23 protein-coding genes and 1 other RNA gene are annotated in these 18,221 nt (G+C 43.5%); 21 read left to right on the plus strand and 3 right to left on the minus strand.

The genetic code is table 11. The features are described from left to right. Nucleotides 1–54: 54 nt before the first annotated feature. Together ABDZ72_RS07570 and ABDZ72_RS07575 are read right to left on the minus strand one after the other, a co-directional pair. Nucleotides 55–210 carry a hypothetical protein gene (locus tag ABDZ72_RS07570; protein ID WP_343752171.1) on the minus strand — a complete coding sequence of 52 codons (156 nt, stop codon included), beginning with the start codon at nucleotides 208–210 and terminating at the stop codon, nucleotides 55–57. Nucleotides 211–299: 89 nt separating this feature from the next. Beyond that, nucleotides 300–713, minus strand: coding sequence for a DUF3221 domain-containing protein (locus tag ABDZ72_RS07575; RefSeq protein ID WP_343752173.1), 414 nt, complete (start codon nucleotides 711–713; stop codon nucleotides 300–302). A 494-nt stretch (nucleotides 714–1,207) separates the two neighbouring features. Here ABDZ72_RS07575 and ABDZ72_RS07580 point away from each other — a divergent pair, with 494 nt between their 5' ends. The 4 genes from ABDZ72_RS07580 (at nucleotide 1,208) to ABDZ72_RS07595 (ending at nucleotide 5,361) form a co-directional block, all read left to right on the plus strand. After that, nucleotides 1,208–1,681, plus strand: a complete 474-nt coding sequence (locus ABDZ72_RS07580) for a sigma-70 family RNA polymerase sigma factor (protein ID WP_343752174.1) — start codon at nucleotides 1,208–1,210, stop codon at nucleotides 1,679–1,681. After that, the gene (locus ABDZ72_RS07585) at nucleotides 1,671–2,570 is read left to right on the plus strand and encodes a hypothetical protein (protein WP_343752175.1); all 900 of its coding nucleotides are present in this window, start codon (nucleotides 1,671–1,673) and stop codon (nucleotides 2,568–2,570) included. The genes ABDZ72_RS07580 and ABDZ72_RS07585 overlap by 11 nt, the downstream gene beginning before the upstream one ends. Before the next feature lie 385 nt (nucleotides 2,571–2,955). Then, complete coding sequence (gene acsA, locus ABDZ72_RS07590; protein ID WP_343752176.1) at nucleotides 2,956–4,671, plus strand: acetate--CoA ligase; 1,716 nt, start codon at nucleotides 2,956–2,958, stop codon at nucleotides 4,669–4,671. A 171-nt stretch (nucleotides 4,672–4,842) separates the two neighbouring features. Then, nucleotides 4,843–5,361, plus strand: a complete 519-nt coding sequence (locus ABDZ72_RS07595) for a type 1 glutamine amidotransferase domain-containing protein (RefSeq protein WP_343752177.1) — start codon at nucleotides 4,843–4,845, stop codon at nucleotides 5,359–5,361. Nucleotides 5,362–5,409: 48 nt separating this feature from the next. Here the strand turns inward: ABDZ72_RS07595 and ABDZ72_RS07600 are convergent, their stop codons facing one another. Beyond that, nucleotides 5,410–6,699, minus strand: coding sequence for a LysM peptidoglycan-binding domain-containing protein (locus ABDZ72_RS07600; RefSeq protein ID WP_343752178.1), 1,290 nt, complete (start codon nucleotides 6,697–6,699; stop codon nucleotides 5,410–5,412). A 129-nt stretch (nucleotides 6,700–6,828) separates the two neighbouring features. On the opposite strand from ABDZ72_RS07600, the gene tadA reads away from it, so the two are divergent. The 17 genes from tadA to rsmI all read left to right on the plus strand — a co-directional run bounded on the left by tadA (nucleotide 6,829) and on the right by rsmI (nucleotide 18,172). After that, nucleotides 6,829–7,308 (plus strand): tRNA adenosine(34) deaminase TadA, encoded by a 480-nt coding sequence (gene tadA / locus ABDZ72_RS07605; protein WP_343752179.1) that lies wholly within the window; start codon nucleotides 6,829–6,831, stop codon nucleotides 7,306–7,308. A gap of 61 nt (nucleotides 7,309–7,369) precedes the next feature. Continuing rightward, nucleotides 7,370–7,635: signal recognition particle sRNA large type (ffs, locus tag ABDZ72_RS07610), an RNA gene on the plus strand. A gap of 147 nt (nucleotides 7,636–7,782) precedes the next feature. Beyond that, a complete protein-coding gene (gene dnaX, locus ABDZ72_RS07615; RefSeq protein ID WP_343752180.1) occupies nucleotides 7,783–9,474 on the plus strand; it encodes a DNA polymerase III subunit gamma/tau in 1,692 nt (563 codons plus the stop codon). A 29-nt stretch (nucleotides 9,475–9,503) separates the two neighbouring features. After that, nucleotides 9,504–9,818 carry a YbaB/EbfC family nucleoid-associated protein gene (locus tag ABDZ72_RS07620; RefSeq protein WP_343752181.1) on the plus strand — a complete coding sequence of 105 codons (315 nt, stop codon included), beginning with the start codon at nucleotides 9,504–9,506 and terminating at the stop codon, nucleotides 9,816–9,818. A 56-nt stretch (nucleotides 9,819–9,874) separates the two neighbouring features. Next, nucleotides 9,875–10,471, plus strand: coding sequence for a recombination mediator RecR (gene recR / locus ABDZ72_RS07625; RefSeq protein ID WP_343752182.1), 597 nt, complete (start codon nucleotides 9,875–9,877; stop codon nucleotides 10,469–10,471). A 22-nt stretch (nucleotides 10,472–10,493) separates the two neighbouring features. Next, nucleotides 10,494–10,712 (plus strand): YaaL family protein, encoded by a 219-nt coding sequence (locus tag ABDZ72_RS07630; protein ID WP_343752183.1) that lies wholly within the window; start codon nucleotides 10,494–10,496, stop codon nucleotides 10,710–10,712. Nucleotides 10,713–10,783: 71 nt separating this feature from the next. Next, nucleotides 10,784–11,050 (plus strand): pro-sigmaK processing inhibitor BofA family protein, encoded by a 267-nt coding sequence (locus ABDZ72_RS07635; protein ID WP_343752184.1) that lies wholly within the window; start codon nucleotides 10,784–10,786, stop codon nucleotides 11,048–11,050. Nucleotides 11,051–11,233: 183 nt separating this feature from the next. Further along, complete coding sequence (locus ABDZ72_RS07640) at nucleotides 11,234–11,425, plus strand: sigma factor G inhibitor Gin (RefSeq protein ID WP_343752185.1); 192 nt, start codon at nucleotides 11,234–11,236, stop codon at nucleotides 11,423–11,425. 86 nt (nucleotides 11,426–11,511) lie between these two features. Further along, on the plus strand, nucleotides 11,512–12,930 hold the full coding sequence (locus tag ABDZ72_RS07645; RefSeq protein WP_343752187.1) for an aminotransferase class I/II-fold pyridoxal phosphate-dependent enzyme: 1,419 nt from the start codon (nucleotides 11,512–11,514) through the stop codon (nucleotides 12,928–12,930). A gap of 14 nt (nucleotides 12,931–12,944) precedes the next feature. Further along, on the plus strand, nucleotides 12,945–13,595 hold the full coding sequence (gene tmk, locus ABDZ72_RS07650) for a dTMP kinase (RefSeq protein WP_343752188.1): 651 nt from the start codon (nucleotides 12,945–12,947) through the stop codon (nucleotides 13,593–13,595). Next, nucleotides 13,592–13,921: a cyclic-di-AMP receptor gene (locus ABDZ72_RS07655; protein ID WP_343752189.1), complete on the plus strand. Its 330-nt coding sequence runs from the start codon at nucleotides 13,592–13,594 to the stop codon at nucleotides 13,919–13,921. Before tmk ends, ABDZ72_RS07655 begins: the two co-directional genes overlap by 4 nt. Before the next feature lie 59 nt (nucleotides 13,922–13,980). Beyond that, complete coding sequence (gene holB, locus ABDZ72_RS07660) at nucleotides 13,981–14,967, plus strand: DNA polymerase III subunit delta' (RefSeq protein WP_343752191.1); 987 nt, start codon at nucleotides 13,981–13,983, stop codon at nucleotides 14,965–14,967. Nucleotides 14,968–14,973: 6 nt separating this feature from the next. Next, nucleotides 14,974–15,801, plus strand: coding sequence for a PSP1 domain-containing protein (locus tag ABDZ72_RS07665; RefSeq protein ID WP_343752193.1), 828 nt, complete (start codon nucleotides 14,974–14,976; stop codon nucleotides 15,799–15,801). A gap of 14 nt (nucleotides 15,802–15,815) precedes the next feature. Further along, nucleotides 15,816–16,160 (plus strand): DNA replication initiation control protein YabA, encoded by a 345-nt coding sequence (gene yabA, locus ABDZ72_RS07670; protein ID WP_343752194.1) that lies wholly within the window; start codon nucleotides 15,816–15,818, stop codon nucleotides 16,158–16,160. Nucleotides 16,161–16,292: 132 nt separating this feature from the next. Then, nucleotides 16,293–17,036 carry a tRNA1(Val) (adenine(37)-N6)-methyltransferase gene (locus ABDZ72_RS07675; protein WP_343752196.1) on the plus strand — a complete coding sequence of 248 codons (744 nt, stop codon included), beginning with the start codon at nucleotides 16,293–16,295 and terminating at the stop codon, nucleotides 17,034–17,036. Beyond that, nucleotides 17,026–17,319, plus strand: coding sequence for a GIY-YIG nuclease family protein (locus ABDZ72_RS07680; protein WP_343752198.1), 294 nt, complete (start codon nucleotides 17,026–17,028; stop codon nucleotides 17,317–17,319). Before ABDZ72_RS07675 ends, ABDZ72_RS07680 begins: the two co-directional genes overlap by 11 nt. After that, the gene (gene rsmI, locus ABDZ72_RS07685; RefSeq protein ID WP_343752200.1) at nucleotides 17,297–18,172 is read left to right on the plus strand and encodes a 16S rRNA (cytidine(1402)-2'-O)-methyltransferase; all 876 of its coding nucleotides are present in this window, start codon (nucleotides 17,297–17,299) and stop codon (nucleotides 18,170–18,172) included. Before ABDZ72_RS07680 ends, rsmI begins: the two co-directional genes overlap by 23 nt. Nucleotides 18,173–18,221: the final 49 nt, after the last annotated feature.

Consider the following 18,221-nt stretch of genomic DNA (forward strand, 5'->3'; position numbering starts at 1 on the left):
ACCTTTTTTCGGTCCGAGATCGAAAGCCCCTATTATTCTTAGGTAAGATATAAATCATTCAGCAACCCCTAATGTATCTTCATCAAATTTGTACACTTCGATACTGGAAACATTCTCATCTAATGCAAGGTTTTCTTTTGAGCAACTGGCTAAAATCGCTATTAATAATAAAATGGAAAAGAAAAATACTAATGTTTTTGTTCTAACCATTGAACTTCCTCCCCAGTAATATTTATGCCGTTAAATGGCCCAATTCCCGCATACAGTTGTTCGATTAACGCGCCCGTTTTATAAAGTGACTAGTCTTTTAAAGAAATTTCTTTTCCGTCTGCTTGTGTAGGATAAGATTCTTTAATCTCTCTACCTATTTGGGCTTTGATTTTATCACCTTTTTCATATTCGCTTATTTCCTCATCAACATCTTTATAGTTTATATACATAAAATTACCATCATCAGGACCATCAAAGGTTGGATTAGAACCTTTAAAATTGGAAGAAGGGTCATCTGAAGCAAACTTATCCTCGACTTTTTGAAATTCCTCTAACGAAGCATCTTTTAAAAGTAAAACGTCGTCACCATCTATTTCGACTATATAACCTGCTACTTCTTGACTCGAATTAGCTGTATCAGAATTATTTTGCTCGCTTATACCACATCCTGCTAACAAAATACATACAAGTAAAGTAACAATAAAAGCAAAAGACTTTTTCATTGATTCCTCTCCTTCCTAAAGTATAAAACGTATTAAATTAATTATTTCCTTACTTTGGGTATTTTCAACAGTAGTAAAAGCGATTAAGTCTACCTCGTCTATTATTTCTTCAAAATCATATACAGGCCAGTCTCCCTTTGCCTGAGTGTTATCATCGTTATTAATTGGATTACTGGAACCGCATCCAATTAATAAAACACTTATTAGCAAGGTAATGACAAAAAGAAAGATTTTCTTAATTGATTAAACTCCTCCTTAATTGTTTATAGAATAGGACGTATTAATCTCATTATAAGTTTCGGATTTCTAAACAAAACGTCCTGGTTGCTTAAGAATGTACACAGCATATTAAATTGAATAAAAAAACTTCGATAAATTTTAGACTAATGATGATATTCAACCGTCTAATACGTGTGTAAAAGAAAGGGGGGTGAAGTAAGTATTTTATGAAAAGGTTAGTAAAAAAAGCCCAAAGTGGTAATAAGGATGCATTCATGAAACTTATGAAGGAATACGAGAATGATATCTATCGAACAGCGTATGTCTATACAAAAAATGAAGCTGATGCACTCGATATCGTTCAAGAAACCGTCTTCCAATCCTACAGCAAAGTTAACAATTTAAGGAATCCGCAGTATTTTAAAACATGGTTAATCAAAATTACAATTAACTCCGCGATTGATCTGGTAAGAAAGAAAAAAAACATCACACATTTAAAGCCGGAATATACCGATAATTTGGGCGAAGATGATGGAAACATTACTCTATCCATAACTCTAAGGGGAGTCATTGAAAATTTAAATGAGCAAGAGAAAAGTATTGTCCTTTTAAAATATTATTATGGTTATACTTTTAAAGAAATTGCTGACATATTGAGGGTTCCTACGAGTACAGCAAAGTCTGTATTATACCGTTCTTTACAAAAAATGCGAGAGGACATGAAGGAGGATGATGTTTGTGAAAGGTAAGAACTTAAAAGAAGATATGCAAAATATAAAAGTTCCTAAGGAAAAACTTCATCAGAGAATTGAATCAGGTGTAAGGCAAGCAGAATCAAAAGGAAAGAAAAAGAGAAGAGTTCCTAAGTGGATACTTAGTTCAGTTGCTTCAGTAGTGATTATTGGTTCGGGTGTCACTTTTGGCGGTTCTTACATCGCAGATGCTGCCGAATCATTAATAAATCAAATATTTGGGTCGGAAGAAAATTTAATGCAAGCTTATCCTGATGAGAGTCAAGAAGAAATTGATGATTTCGACCGACACTTAGAACTAGCAAAGGAAAATTTAACGGAAGAAGAATTCAACGATTATAGTGAACTAATAAAAGAACGAACCGAAATATGGAGTAGAATAAAAGAAGAAAATAGAGAACCTAATGAGAACGAGGCAGCGAGACTAAACCAAATTGGAGATTTACAGCAATCTTACACAGATAAATTTGCACTAAAGGAAGTGCAACAGCAAGCAAAATTTAGTTTCACCATCACAAAGCCAACATATATACCTGAGAGTTATAATCAAATTGGCGAAAATTACTCTATCGAAAATGTAGATGAGGAACCAGTTGTTTCATTAAATTATAGCAATGGAGAGTATCTGTTTTGGACACAACAGGTGAATATAAATCAAAAAGATATTATGGAGGAGATGCTTGGGGATGGCCCTTATAAAAAATCCGAAACGTATTCTTCAAATGGGCTTCAGTTTGATGTAGTTTCCCCTAAAGATGAGAGTGCTAGTTTCAGGGGTGGTATGAGGGTTGCTGTACCAGAAAAAGATTACAAAATCGTAATGTTTGCAGAAGCATTGTCAAAAGAAAAAATGGAAAAAGTGTTGCTGTCTATGGTTGAAAAGTAAATGGACTTGAATAATCAGGTAGCGTTCGTGCCAATAAATAAGTGATTCATATCCACTTTTTTATTTTCATCATTCAATTGTAGGCAATTGTAAAAAAATAGAAGTTAATAACGATGATAGCACAGATTCAATTCTGTGCTTTTTATATGCAAATTCGTTTCACCTTTCAAATGATAACATGGCAAGGGGTTGCATCTGTATGCGTACTTCTCCGGTGTATTTTAAATCAAAATACTTTAAAAATGTCACAAAACGTTTTAAAATAGAAAACAGTCACAATATGATTTAATTAATTTCATCTGGTTGCATAGTTGGTTCAGTGATTCTATAAGTATATAATACGGATTATTGTAACCGATTGCAAAACAAGGAAGGGATGATAAACATGGATATGCAACGTATACCCGCGCAGAACGGGCATTTTAATTTACAAAACTATGAAAAGATGCGCGAGACGTTTTCCTGGGAGGAGGTCAAAAAAAACTTCACCTGGCATGAAACAGGCAAAGTGAATATGGCTTATGAAGCAATTGATCGCCATGCTGAAAATCCCGCTAAAAAAGATAAAACGGCCTTGTTATATTCATCACCGGAGCGGGAGGAAGCAGTGACGTTTGAAGAGCTGCGTCAACAAAGCAATCAGTTTGCCAATGTACTTAAGAAGCATCATGTTGAAAAAGGCGATCGTATCTTTCTTTTTCTTCCGCGAAGTCCAGAATTTTATGCGGTGTTTTTCGGCATTATGAAAACCGGTGCGATTGCCGGCCCGTTGTTTGAAGCATTTATGGAACAAGCAGTCCGGGATCGTTTGCAGGATAGTCAGGCAAGCATGCTGGTAACAACCCCTGACTTGTTGGATCGGGTACCACAGGAGGATTTGCCTGATCTTGAAAAAATCGTCCTTGTCGGCGAAAACAATGAGACGTCTGATAAGTATATCGACTATGCCTCGGAAATGAAGGAAGCCTCTTCTGAATTTGCTATGGAATGGGTCGATTTGGAAGATGGTATGCTGATTCATTATACGTCCGGTTCAACCGGAAAACCAAAAGGCGTCTACCATGTTCATCATGCCATGATTCAGCATTACCAAACGGCTGAATGGGTGCTTGACTTGCGGGAAGACGATGTTTACTGGTGTACGGCCGACCCGGGCTGGGTAACCGGAACCAGTTACGGCATTTTTGCGCCATGGCTGCACGGTGTCACTAACGTGGTCCGCGGGGGCAGATTCAGTCCGGATGCTTGGTATGGCACGATTGAACAATACAATGTATCGGTCTGGTATACAGCGCCAACGGCATTGCGAAAATTGGTCAGTGCTGGTGAGGATCCAGTGAAACGGCATGACTTATCATCCTTGCGTCATGTGTTGAGTGTTGGTGAACCACTGAATCCAGAAGTGATCACATGGGGCATGCAAGCATTCAATCTGCGTATTCATGACACATGGTGGATGACCGAAACGGGTGCACAATTGATTGTGAACCTTCCATCGCTGGAAATCCGTCCGGGTTCGATGGGCAAACCAATACCGGGAATCGAGGCGTCCATTGTTGATAATGAGGGCAATGAAGTTCCGCCCTACCAAATGGGAAATCTTGCAATCAAAGCACCGTGGCCGGCTATGATGCGCACCATTTGGCAACGTCCGGAAAAATTTGAAAGTTACTTTATTAATGGATGGTATGTTTCCGGTGATAGTGCTTATCAAGACGAGGATGGCTACTTCTGGTTCCAGGGACGCTTGGATGATGTGATCAATACATCCGGTGAACGCGTTGGTCCATTTGAAGTGGAAAGCAAATTGATTGAACATTCTGCTGTTGCGGAAGCCGGTGTTATTGGCAAGCCGGATCCAGAACGCGGGGAAATTGTCAAAGCATTTATCACTTTAAATGAAGGGTATCAGGAGTCGGAGGAATTGCTTGAAGAAATCCGTCAATTTATCAAAACTGGATTGAGTGCCCATGCGGCTCCACGTGAGTTGGAAGTGAAAGAGGGTATTCCGAAGACGCGCAGCGGAAAGATTATGCGCCGTTTGCTTAGATCACAAGAGCTTGGATTGCCGACTGGCGATACATCCACATTGGAAACGTAATTTGGGGATATAAGAGCTGTCATCATTTGGTGGCGGCTCTTTTTTGTCTCAATGGGGATGGATAAGCTGTTTGATTGTATATCTGTCCTGCTAGGTTTTATAATACGAGATGTGTGATCATCTTGATGATTATTGGTCATAAATTTCATTTAGCCGGAAGGAGTGAAGGTCATGAACAAAAAAATAGCAACTGTCATAACGGACATGTTTGAAGATGTGGAATACACGGAACCGGCAAAGGCATTCACGGATGCGGGTCATGAGATTGTGACCATTGAGAAAGAAAAAGGAAAACACGTAACAGGCAAAAATAAAGAAACATCCGTTACCATAGATGAGGCGATTGACCAAGTGAATCCAGACGATTTTGACGCATTGTTTATTCCCGGCGGATTTTCACCGGATATGCTACGTGCTGATGAACGTTTTGTGCGGTTTGCGGGTCAGTTTATGGATGCGGACAAGCCGGTGTTTGCTATCTGCCACGGACCCCAGCTCTTAATTACAGCGAAAAAGCTGGAAGGTCGGACAGCAACCGGGTTTACATCTATTCAGACCGATATGGCCTATGCTGGTGCCAATGTGAAGGACGAAGATGTGGTCGTTTGCTGCAATCAGCTCGTGACGAGCCGGCAGCCCGACGATATCCCTGCCTTTAATCAGGAGGCATTGCAATTGTTAAACAGCTGATAAAAATACTCCCCCTCGAGCATGCATGTGTTTGAGGGGGATTGTTGCTTATGGCCATTTTTTTATTTGAAAACGATCCTGCAGCAACAGCCAATTTTGCGGGAAAGCCAGTCCGAGCTTCCAGTAAGCAATCCCCTGCAGCCCAAGTTCCATTATCAGTTCTAATTTGGCCTGGATGGAGCGTGCATCCTCAAACCACACTTCATGCTTTGTGTTTTGTTTATCGTAATACGTGTAAAATGGCGCCTGTGCGTCGTTATCGTACTGGATGGCCACATTATGAATGCGTGCACGGTTTACGGCCTTTTGCGGACTGATTGCTTCAGCAGGTTCACCGCCTTCCTCGTAAGGCAATGTCCAGTCATAACCATACAGATTTTGACCCAACATTATTTTATCAGCAGGCATGACACTCAATGCAAAGTTGACAACTTTACGAACTTCATTTATTGGTGATACCGCTAACGGTGGGCCGTAACTGTATCCCCATTCATATGTCATGAGCACGACAAAGTCAGCAATTTCCCCGTGGACGGCATAATCATGTGCTTCATACCAGCCGCCCTCCTGCTGGGCACTGGTTTTCGGAGCGAGTGCGGTCGATAGAAAAAGACCTTTTTCGGACAGGCGTTGTTTAGCTTTACGCAGAAACTGATTGTAAGCTTCCCGGTCTTCCGGCGGCAAAAATTCAAAGTCAAAATGGACCCCACGGTAACCTTGTTCGGCAGCGGTATTGATCATATTATCAAGCAGTGTATTTTGCACGGCTTGGACGGTGACGATGATGTGTCCGAGCTCTCTGCTGAATTCACCCTCTTCCAGGTTCGTCACGACAAGTACCATGGCTGTATTGTTTTCGGCAGCGATCTGATGAAAGTTATCTAGTGGCGGCGGGGTAAGTGTTCCGTCGCGGCTGACGTTGTAACTGGACGGGGCGATATACGTCAAATATGGTGATGTTTTGGTTGTTGCATTTACCAATGTATCGGAAACGCGATCCCCGTAAGGTTCTACATAAGCGAAAGTGGCGATTGCACGTTTGGCCTGTTCCGGAATATACAATCTGTAACCAATGGGCAGCTTTTGATTGACAGGTAGACGGTTTACCACCGCTAATTCCTGTTGAGTCATGCCAAATGTATGGGCAATCGAATTCAGACTATCACCAGCCTGGACAACATACCATTGCCCGATAATTGGTACGACCAACGTTTGCCCGACAACAAGGCTGCCCGGTTCATCCAATTCGTTGGCTTCAATGAGTTCATTGATGGATGTACCATATAAATGGGATATGGCATATAAGGTATCGCCTGGCTGTACGACGTGAATTTGCACGAATATTCCCTCCTTCGTTTATATCCTAGTTCCACATTATGTTTGACTACACCTAGATATACCTCTGTCACATATGTCATTTGCCGGCGGAATAAGTTATACTGATGGTCAGTGAGGTGTTGGGTGTTTATGAATGATGCCACGTTTATGCATGAAGCAATCAAACAGGCCAACAAGGCAAAAGCCATCAATGAAGTCCCGATCGGAGCGGTTATTGTTCGCGAGGGACAGGTGATCGCTGCAGGATATAATATCCGGGAAACGTCCCGGACAACCTTATCGCATGCAGAACTGATCGCCATTCGAAAGGCTAATCAAGTCATCGGAAGCTGGCGATTGGAAGATTGTACATTGTACGTAACGCTTGAACCATGTCCCATGTGTGCCGGTGCGATTGTTCAATCACGAATCAAACGGGTTGTATACGGCGCCCCCGATCCGAAAGCAGGCTGTGCCGGTACGTTAATGAATCTGCTTGATGAGGAGCAATTCAATCATCGGGCAGCGGTTGTCAGCGGTGTTCTGGAGACGGAATGCAGCCTTCTTTTAACGGATTTTTTCCGGAACTTGCGGAGTCAGAAAAAAACAAGTAACGACCGGAAACTGTAAAATACATCCATCCAATGATTTTCATTGCATTTTACCCCGATAGTACGTATAATAACCATTACCGTGCTAAGCGGGGAGGTAGCGGTGCCCTGTACTTGCAAGCCGCTATAGCAAGGCCGAATTCCCATTCGAGGTCAGGCGTCTTTAGGGTCTGCCTCAAGGGATTGGTGTTGACGCCCAGGTCCTGCGCAACAGGAACCCATGAACCCTGTCAGATCCGGAAGGAAGCAGCAGTAATTGGTTATTCTTGTGTGCCGCGGGGAAGCCTGAGCCGAGCCATGAACTTGGGTAACGCTTAGGGATGTCCGATCAACAATGGGTGCACGGTTACATAGGTTCAACAAACTGCATCAGCGCTTGTTTTGCGGCTGGTGCAGTTTTTTCGTTTATTGGTTGGTATCGATTGAAAAGGTTCACATCCCCCCAGTTATCGAGTATAATGGAATCACACTATATAAAGAGGAAGCATGCATTATGAGCTATCAGGCATTATACCGTGTATGGCGTCCAAGACAGTTTCAGGATGTTGTTGGACAAACTCATATTACGAAAACATTACAGAATGCAGTGGCCCAGGAGACATTCTCTCATGCCTATATATTCTCCGGACCGCGGGGAACAGGGAAGACCAGTGCGGCGAAAATTTTTGCAAAAACGATCAATTGTGAGCAAGCCCCTGTTCTAGAGCCATGCAATGAATGCAATGCTTGCCTTGGTATTCAGGATGGTTCCATTTCCGATGTTATTGAAATGGATGCTGCCTCGAATACGAGCGTTGAGGATATACGTGAGATACGTGATAAAGTGAAATACGCCTCAAGCAGCGTTCCTTATAAAGTGTATATTATTGATGAAGTGCATATGATCTCCACCAGTGCGTTCAATGCACTGTTAAAAACGTTAGAAGAACCACCGAATCATGTCGTGTTTATTTTGGCTACAACCGAACCGCATAAAATTCCACTGACGGTCGCGTCACGGTGCCAGCGTTTTGACTTTAAGCCAGTTACAAACCGATCCATCGTTGAACGTATGCAAACAATTATCAACGCAGAAAATATAGCTGTATCGTCTGAAGCATTGGAAGCCATTGCGTTAGCAGCAGAGGGCGGCATGCGGGATGCGCTGAGCATTCTTGATCAGGCTATCTCCTACTGTGATGACCGCGTCGATATGGAGGATGTTCTGGCCGTGACCGGTGGTGTGGCACAGGGAATTTTGACAGATATTGTGCAGGCGTTGGAGCAGCGGAATGTGCAGCAGTCTCTGTCATTATTGGATGAGCTGATTCAAAATGGCAAAGATCCGGCCCGCTTTGTCTACGATCTTATCTATTTTTTGCGTGACTTGCTGCTTTATAAAAGTGCCCCGTCATTGGAAGGCATTTTGGAGCGGGCCATGGTTGATGATGCGTTCCAACAGCTGGCTAGTGATATTTCCAGTAGTTGGATTCAGGAAGCGATTGCTCATCTGAATCAGTGTCAACAGGAGATAAAGTGGACGACTAATCCGAAAGTATTTATTGAAATTGCCCTGCTGACGATTGCCGGTAAGGAGGAGCAGCACGTACCGCAACATGAACAGAATTCGGATAAAGTCATTGAATTGGCGACAAAGATTCAGCATCTGGAACAAGAGCTGAATGCACTGAAAGAAGCACCTCCCGCTGCCAAACAGCCGTCCCCATCCAATGAGCCAAGGCGTCCGAAACCCAAATCATCCAAAAACAGCTACGATGTTCCTTATGAAAAAATCCGACGTGTACTGGATGCGGCAGAACGGCCGCTTTTGCAAGACGTGCAGTCCGAATGGGCATCGTTTCTTTCCAGGCTAAAATCCGTCAGTGCTCCGGCTCACGCTACGATTCAGGACAGCAAACCAGCGGCTGCATCCCAAGAGGCGCTCATAGTTCAATTTAAGTATGACATTCATTGTTCCTTATTCCTCGATAACCAGGAGACGGTTGAATCGGTTTTAAAACATGTCACAGGGAAAGACTGGACGATTATACCGATTCCTGCGCATAAATGGCAGGAATTGCGTAATGAATATATAAGCAAACAGGAAGACCCATCGCCGGCCGAAGAAGATAACCAGAAGGATGATCCGCTGGTGGAGGAAGCTAGAAAGCTCGTTGGCGATGATTTGTTGGAAATTCGTGACTAGTAACTGATTATTTTAAGGAGGCGTTTTCGATGAAAGGTAATATGAATAACATGATGAAACAAATGCAGAAGATGCAGAAAAAAATGGAGAAGGCCCAGGAAGAATTGCATGAAATGACCTTTGAAGCGTCCAGTGGCGGTGGAATGGTCACCGTTACCGCAAACGGCAAAAAGGAAATAACGGACGTGCAGATTTCTGAAGAAGTGGTTGACCCGGACGATTTGGATATGTTGCAGGATTTGATTCTCACGGCAACCAATGATGTTTTAAAACAAATTGAAGATAAAACGAATGACACGATGGGTGAATTTACCAAAGGCATGAATATACCGGGAATGTTTTAATCCGGTCCATCTGTTACTGAGAGAACCCTTGCGCCGTTGTTCGAGGAGGCATCGGAATGTATTATCCAGAACCGATTTCCAAATTGATTGACAGTTTTACAAAATTGCCAGGGATTGGCCCGAAAACTGCCGTCCGGCTGGCATTTTTTGTGTTAAATATGAACGACGATGATGTGATGGACTTTGCCAAATCACTAGTCAATGCCAAACGGGAACTGACGCATTGCGCTAGATGTGGACATATCACTGACCAGGATCCTTGTGCGATTTGTCAGGATACGTCAAGAGATGGTTCCATTATCTGTGTTGTGCAAGATCCGAAAGATGTCATCGCTATGGAAAAAATGAAGGAATACAACGGAAAGTATCATGTTCTGCACGGCGCCATCTCCCCCATGGATGGCATTGGCCCGGAAGATATTAATGTCTCGGACTTGATTAACAGACTTAAAGATGAGGGTGTCGATGAACTGATTCTGGCGACGAATCCGAACATTGAAGGCGAAGCAACAGCGATGTACATCTCCCGTCTTGTTAAACCATCAGGTATTAAAACGAGTCGAATAGCACATGGACTGCCGGTCGGAGGTGACTTGGAATACGCGGATGAAGTGACATTATCCAAGGCTCTTGAAGGCCGGAAAGACCTATGAACATGCATGATCAGGTGATGGTATGAGAAAAACAAGAAAAAACAAGGAAACAGATCAACAATTGCTGGATGCGATCATAGCCTTGGAGCACGAATGGAAACAGATTCAAGCGATCGTTGATAAAAGTATTGAACCGACAGAAGATGTTTTTTTCAGACAGAATCTCGCTAGGGAAAACTACTTATTTTTGCTGCGTGAGGCTAAACGGCGTCATATTGGCATCATTCGTTACACTCGATAGATAAGTCGTTCTTTTTTCGTACATCTTTTCATATATAAGTAGAAAGGGACAAGGAAAAGGGGTGTTCGAAATTGAGTTCGACGCTAGTTATATCGATTATGGTTGCTCTGATTATTGTCTTATTGTTTGCAGGTGCCCCCGTGAAGCCGGTACGCTTCATTGCCAACGGTACCGTGAAAATGGGGATTGGCATTTTGTTTCTTTTCTTCGTTAATGTTTTTGGAGGAGCTATTGGGTTGCATATCCCCATCAACCTCTTTACAGCAGCTGTTTCCGGGTTTTTGGGGTTGTTTGGCGTGGCATCACTCGGCGCTATTCATTTGTTCATTATACCGTGACGGTCATGTTTGAAGCGTATTGCCCAAATATCGGTAAAGAAAAAAGCCCTCCTCGCATATACTGTTGTATATAGGCAAAAGCAACCATCTATATTACAAAAGCTATGAAAAATCTACATTTACAAGATTATCATGTATACGATTCGTTAGATTAGGAGATACTAAACTAACGGAGGTGGGGACATGGAACAAAAAATCATGACCGAACGATGCGGTATTTGTGAAGAAGAGAAAGAACGCGGCATCCATTTATACAAAATGTTTATTTGCCGTGAATGTGAAACAAACATGGTCCAGACAGAACCAAGAGAAGAAAAATATCGTTACTATCTACAGAAATTAAAAAATGTGAATCAACCAACATTATATTCCTAGAAATGATTTGAGGTCTCTTGTCTATTTAATGCAGAGACCTTTTTTAATGAAATAGACTAGGAAACCATGAAAAAGGTGAAGTATATATGACAATGGACCAAATGCAAACCCCATTGTATGATGCATTGCAGCAAATGGCCGAGAGGGACCCAATGTCGTTTCATGTTCCCGGCCATAAAAATGGCAATATATTTCCAGGGCGAGGGCGAGTTTTTTTTGATGCTGTCCTGCCGTTGGATATGACGGAATTGACCGGTCTTGATGATTTGCACGCACCAAAAGACGTCATTGGGCATGCACAAAAGCTGGCAGCCGCTTTTTTTGGCGCTGATGAAACGTTTTTTCTTGTCGGTGGCAGCACAGCAGGAAATCTGGCCATGATTATGGCTGTATGCCAGCCCGGGGATACGATCATTGTACAACGAAACAGTCATAAATCCATTATTAATGGACTGGAATTGAGTGGGGCCAGACCGGTGTTCGCAGCACCTGAATGGGATGAGGCCAAAGATCGTTATACAGCACCGTCTATTCATACCATACAGCAGGCACTGAGACAGCACCCAGATGCTAAAGCAATTGCTTTGACCTACCCTGATTATTTTGGTGGGACATTTGAACTGAAAGAAATGATTGACCTTGCTCATGCATATCATATACCAGTACTTGTTGATGAGGCCCATGGTGTTCATTTTTCACTAGGCAGGGCATTTCCTGCATCCGCATTGGATCTCGGTGCGGATGGCGTGGTTCAGTCGGCGCACAAAATGGCACCGGCGCTGACGATGGGGTCCTATTTGCACATTCGTTCACAGCGGCTGGCGACGAATCGCATCAGCCATTATTTGCAAATGCTTCAGTCGAGTAGCCCGTCGTATCCGATTATGGCAACATTGGATCTGGCCCGTTTTTATTTGGCGTCGTTGACCAATCGCGACGTCACGACTATTACGGACAGTGCCGCACAAATGAAGGCAATACTGGAAGATAGCTGGGCGTGGAGTATCTTGGAATCGGATGATCCGTTAAAAATAACCATACAGACAAAAGCCGGAATCACAGGTAATGTCCTTGCCCGTGCCCTGGAACAAGAAGCTATTTATCCAGAGCTGTCCAATCATAATCACGTTTTAATGGTTCATGGACTGACGCCTTTCACGGGAATGGTTCATTTGAAGAATGCTATCACACGCATAGGCACACAATTAAAATTTACAGAGAATAATGCTATAATAAATATGGACGACTTATTTTCAGAAAAGTTGACCGAACTTCATCTGGATTATCAGGAAATGCATGAGCGTTGCAGTCGGCCGATTTCTTTTCAGCAATCAGCGGGCTATACAGCGGCTGAGCCGGTCATCCCATATCCGCCGGGTATTCCCCTTATTTTGAAGGGGGAGCGGATTCGGGACAGGCATCTTCAGCTGGTGGAACAGCTGCGGCGTCAAGGTGTTTCGTTCCAACATCGGGATGTTGCCGGAACGATCAACGTTTTTCAATAAAGGAGCTAACACATGTGAACGGATATTTTGTAACATTTGAAGGTGGTGAAGGTGCCGGCAAATCATCCATTCTTAACGCAGCAGCTGTCCAGCTGTCCAATCAGGGATATGATGTGCTTACAACCCGTGAACCGGGCGGTATTGACCTATCTGAAAAAATACGTCAGCTGATTCTTAGTAACGACCACACAACCATGGATGCACGGACGGAAGCTCTGCTTTATGCAGCTGCGCGAAGACAGCATTTGGTGGAAAAGATTTTCCCTGCCCTTCAGGAAGGAAAGGTTGTTCTCTGTGACCGGTTCATTGACAGCAGTCTCGCCTATCAAGGCTATGCGCGAGGAATTGGTATGGATGATGTTTATCGAATTAACGAGTTTGCCATTCAACATGCCTTTCCGGATAGAACCTTGTTTTTTGATATTGAGCCGGCCAAAGGACTGGCGCGTATTGCATCGAATGAAAACAGAGAAAAAAATCGATTGGACCTCGAGAATAGATGGTTTCATGAACAGGTTTACGAAGCGTATCATGTGCTCGTATCACAATCACCAGACCGTTTCAGGGTTATTAATGCCGATCAGCCATATGAGGTGGTTCAGGCTGATGTTATGCAGCAGTTGCTGACAGGTTTACAAACCAAAATAGAGGAGGAAGAACAGTGAAATTAGTGATCGCGGTGGTTCAGGATAAAGATACCAACCGACTTGTCGATGTGTTGGGTGAGGGCGATTTTAAAATAACGAAATTGGCAACAACTGGAGGATTTTTGAAGGAAGGAAATACAACATTGATGATTGGCTGTGAAGATCAGTATGTCGATAACGCATTAGACATTCTCCGTGATAATTGTTCCAAGCGTGAACAAATGGTGGCGCCTATTTCACCAATGGGCGGCAATGCGGATTCCTATATCCCTAAACCGGTTAAAGTTGAGGTTGGCGGTGCCACCGTATTTATCTTGCCGGTCGAGGATTTTATGCAATTTTAACCATACGGATCGCTGTTGGTTCATTGATACAGGCCGTTTGAAAATGAGGGAATGAGAGAATGGAAACATGGTCACAAGTATCTGCTGTGCAGCCGCTGGCAAGCAAGATGATGACGAATAGTATTGCAAAAGACCGCATTTCCCACGCCTATTTGCTTCAGGGAGAACGAGGAACCGGAAAAGGTGCTATCGCCCTGTTGCTTGCCAAATCGGTCTTTTGTCAGGAACTAAATGGTATTGAACCATGTCAGGAGTGCCGTGCGTGTACACGAATTGCATCAGGAAATCATCCGGATGTCCATTGGATGAAGCCGGACGGTCAATCAATTCGGAAAGAGCAGATACAACACTTGCAAAAGGAATTTACTTATTCTGGTTTGGAGTCGGACCGGAAGTTTTACGTTATTGAAAGCGCGGAGACTTTGACACAAAACGCTGCCAACCGGATCCTGAAGTTTTTAGAGGAACCGGGCAGACAGACAACGGCCGTATTGCTGACTGAAAATAGCCAAGCAGTCCTTTCTACGATTCGCTCACGATGTCAGATGATCGATTTGAAACCACTTCATCCGGAGGCTTTTCAAAACCAATTGGTCGAGCATGGCATTAACCGGCAAACCGCCGTGTTATTAAGTGCTATCACAAACAATTTGGATGAAGCCATGTCGATGAGTGAGGATGACTGGTTTGCGCAGGCGCGAAGACGAATGGTACAATTAATAGAAATAATCATGAATGAAAAGGACGATTTGTTTCTATTTCTGCACCATGAGTGGTTGCCGCATTTCAAAGAGCGCACTCAGCAGGAACTGGGTTTGGATTTGTTGATACTAGCATTCAAAGATGTGGTGTACGTCCATGCCGGAAGAGATGATTTGATTGTTTTTTCCAATGATGATAAAAAACTGGAAAACTTGGTGATGTTCTTTTCACAGGAAAAATTACTGGATATATTGAATCGATTGCTTGATGCCAAACGCAAACTCAAGCAGAATGTCAATCCGACACTTGTGATGGAGCAGCTCGCCGTTCACATACAGGAGTGATAGACAGTGATTGAAGTAATTGGTGTCCGTTTTGAAAAAGTGGGTAAAATATATTATTTTGACCCGGGCAGCGAGCAAATCGAAACTGATAGCTACGTTGTTGTTGAGACGGCTCACGGAATTGAATTCGGCAAAGTTGTCATCACGAATAGACAGGTTGATGAGGAAGATGTGATTCTACCTCTTAAGAAGGTCATTCGTGTAGCCACGGAAGAGGATAAACGCACTGTCTTGGAGAACCAGGAAATGGCTGATAAAGCTAAAGAAGCATGTTCGCAAAAAATGAAAGAACATGAATTGGATATGAACCTGGTTGAGGCGAAATACACGTTTGACCGCCATAAAATTATTTTTTATTTCACGGCTGATGGTCGGGTTGATTTCCGCAATCTCGTAAAGGATTTGGCTGCTGAATTTAAAACACGTATCGAACTTCGGCAGATTGGTGTTCGTGATGAGGCTAAAAAACTGGGCGGTGTTGGCCCATGCGGTCGATTGCTTTGCTGCTCCACGTTTTTAGGGGATTTTGAACCGGTTTCTATAAAAATGGCAAAAGACCAAAATCTGTCGCTGAATCCGGCGAAAATTTCAGGACTGTGCGGCCGTCTGATGTGTTGCTTGAAATATGAAAACGAAGATTATGAAACGGCCAAACGTGAATTACCGGATATGGGCGAATCGATTACGACACCATACGGAGCAGGTAAGGTGGTCGGGTTGAACATTTTGGAACGGGTCATTCAGATTGAAATACCAGAAAACGAACGCGTGATTGAGTATACACTGGATGAAATGATTGATGAAGGCATTATTGCAGCGCAAGCCACAGAGTAGTGGGGTGAGTAAGCGTGTTCAAGAGGGAAATTTTTGATCAGGTTTCTGATATGGAAACACAAATCGGTCAACTGTATGAACAACTGGGTGATCTGAAAGGCAAATTGAGCGATTTGCTGGAGGAGAAACACCGGTTGGAAATGGAGAATCACTATTTGCGCAGTCGTCTGGAACAAATGGGAGATCCACCGGACGATACCAAACAGCCATCGGAAACCAAAGATATTCCGGGGGAAGGCTATGACAATCTGGCCCGATTGTATGAAGAAGGGTTTCACATATGCAATGTTCACTTTGGCACACCAAGACGCGAAGAAGATTGTCTGTTCTGTCTTGAATTTCTGAATAAAGCCAAATGATGACGATTGATATCATTTGTTTTAAACGCTTGAGAAAGCAAACATTTGCAACCACGCAACAAGCTGTCTCCCCATCGATAAGAGACAGTTTTTGTATCATGACAATGACATGACCTTGAATGGATGTGACGCATGAAGACAATCAATGATGATGAACGACTGGATTACTTGTTGTCGGAGAAAGATATGCATATTATACAAAGTTCCCATGTATTTTCTTTTTCATTGGATGCCGTTCTGCTGGCACATTTTGCGTATGTACCGATTAAAAAAGGCCATATTCTTGATTTATGTACAGGCAACGGTGTCATTCCATTGCTGCTGTCACGGCGTACCAATGCCTCCATCGTGGGTGTTGAAATTCAGTCACGACTGGCGGATATGGCCAAGCGGAGTGTAGCATTAAATCAGCTTGGGGACCGGCTGACCATGATTCACGGGGATCTGAAGGAAATGAAAACGGAATTGGGCCACTCAGCATTTGATGTAGTTACATGCAATCCACCGTATTTTCCGACCCCTGCTGTCACTGAACATAATGAGAATGTTCATATGACGGTTGCAAAGCATGAAGTATACTGTACACTTGATGATGTCGTAAAAGCTTGTAAGCTGCATGTGCGCCCGGGAGGAAAGGTCGCCATGGTTCACCGGCCCGACCGGCTGGTGGATATTATTGTCTCGTTTCGTCAATACCGGATTGAACCGAAACGTGTCCGGTTTATCTATCCAAAGTACGGCCGTGAAGCGAATATGCTGCTGGTGGAAGGAACTAGAGACGGCAATGCGGGGCTGACGATGTTGCCTCCATTATATATTTATCATGCAGATAACACGTATACGAAGGAAGCTGAGGGAATAATATATGGAAAATAATGAACATATTGTTTATATTTTAAAATGTGGTGATGATACATTTTATACAGGTTACACCAATGATTTGGAAAACAGAGTGACCATGCATGAAGACGGCAAGGGCGCTAAGTATACTCGGGGACGCGGACCATTTCAAGTTGTGTTTGTGGAAAAGTTGGCAACGAAAGAGGAAGCACTTCAGAGGGAATATCAAGTGAAGCAGCTTTCCCGTAAGGAAAAAGTGAAACTGATCAGGGAGAAGTTGAAAGAAGTGATGCAGTATGCAACTTCAGAAGAGTTTTGATGGAGAAACAGGTGGCACGATTTATGTTGTTCCCACCCCGATTGGCAATCTGGATGATATGACCATACGGGCGCTGAAAACACTCGAAACAGCAGATGTGATTGCCGCAGAGGACACGAGACATACCAGAAAGCTTCTTCACCACTTTGATATATCCACACCGCTTGTCAGTTACCATGAACATAATAAAACGAACCGCGGGTACGAACTGCTGGCCCGCCTGGAAAAAGGTGATACCATTGCTGTTGTCAGTGATGCGGGGATGCCATCCGTCTCCGACCCTGGTCAGGAATTGGTGCAAACAGCAATAGATTCCGGTCATCCGGTGATCGTTTTGCCTGGTGCCAATGCAGCGTTATGTGCTCTCGTTGGTTCTGGGCTGCCCGCTGAGGAATTTCTATTTTACGGATTTTTGCCGCGGAAGACAAAAGAGAAGAAGGCCGCATTCAATCGGCTGAAGCGTATGCAGGCGACAGTGGTGTTGTATGAATCACCGTATAGGGTGAAGGATACCATGAAAACATTGCTGACTTACTTCGGCAATCGCCGGATGACTGTGGCGCGTGAATTGACAAAAACGTTTGAAATGTATGCCAGAGGGACAGTAGAAGAATTGATTGAATGGGCTGAAACGGTGGAACTCAAGGGAGAATGCTGCCTAGTGGTTGAAGGTAATTCTGGTGACGTGATCGAAACAGATAACGTGTGGTGGAGCGATCTATCCATCGTTGAGCACGTGAACCGTTACATGGAAACAGATACGCTGACAAGCAAGGAAGCCATTAAGCGGACAGCAGTCGATCGGAATCTCGCCAAACGTGTCGTATACCAAGCGTTTCATATTGATGGCTGATGTTATATTACGCTGAACGGCTGTGCTAATGGTCATGTCTGCGCACGAA

This window comes from Lentibacillus halophilus, assembly GCF_039522485.1.
Lineage (GTDB): Bacteria > Bacillota > Bacilli > Bacillales > Amphibacillaceae > Lentibacillus > Lentibacillus halophilus.